The following is a 1083-nucleotide window of genomic DNA, read 5'->3' on the forward strand; positions in this document are numbered from 1 at the left end:
TTTTGTTCAACTCGCGCGTGCAGATTTTTAATAGTAAGCATGTGTGGATTATCCTACTGAGCCTTCGAGGCTGATTTCTAATAACTTGCCTGCCTCGACGGCAAACTCCATCGGTAATTCTTTAAATACCGCTTTACAAAAGCCATTAACAATCATTGAAATTGCTTTTTCAGCATCCAACCCGCGTTGCTGACAGAGAAAAAGTTGTTCATCACTCACTTTGGATGTGGTGGCCTCATGCTCGACTTTGGCACCGGGGTTACGGCTTTCAATATATGGAAAGGTATGTGCACCGCAGCGATCACCAATGAGCAGCGAATCACATTGGGTAAAATTACGCGCCCCGTCGGCTTTTGGCCCCATATGTACAAGACCGCGATAGGCGTTATTACTTTGGCCGGCACTGATCCCTTTAGAAATGATCGTGGATTTAGTATTTTTCCCTAGATGAATCATTTTGGAACCGGTATCCGCTTGCTGATGTCCGCGTGTTAAGGCGACCGAGTAAAACTCACCGACACTGTTGTCACCTTTAAGTACACAACTGGGGTACTTCCAAGTTATGGCTGATCCGGTTTCGACCTGAGTCCAGGAAATCTTGGCATTGGTTTGGCACAAACCACGTTTAGTGACAAAGTTGTAGATCCCACCTATGCCATTTTCATCTCCGGGATACCAGTTTTGTACCGTAGAGTATTTGATTTGTGCGTTATCCAGTGCGACTAACTCGACCACTGCAGCGTGCAGCTGGTTTTCATCACGCTGTGGTGCAGTACAACCTTCGAGATAACTTACATAGCTATCTTCATCGGCAATGATTAATGTACGCTCAAACTGTCCGGTATTTTGTTCGTTAATCCTAAAATAGGTAGAGAGTTCCATTGGGCAGCGAACGCCTTTAGGAATATAAACAAAAGAGCCATCGGTAAATACCGCGCTATTTAGTGCGGCGAAATAGTTATCTGAACGAGGCACAACAGCACCAAGATATTTTTTGACTAACTCTGGATAGTCTTTGATCGCCTCAGAAATGGGACAAAAAATAACGCCTGCTTCCTTAAGTTTTTCACGGAAAGTGGTCAC

1 protein-coding gene is annotated in these 1083 nt (G+C 44.7%); it reads right to left on the reverse strand.

Going from position 1 to position 1083, the window contains the following annotated elements:
• Positions 1-48 precede the first annotated feature (48 nt).
• The coding region (gene sufB, locus V7D78_RS14865; RefSeq protein WP_333609242.1) for a Fe-S cluster assembly protein SufB at positions 49-1083 on the reverse strand (1035 nt) is incomplete at its 5' end.

Source organism: Arsukibacterium sp., from assembly GCF_036735525.1.
GTDB lineage: Bacteria > Pseudomonadota > Gammaproteobacteria > Enterobacterales > Alteromonadaceae > Alishewanella.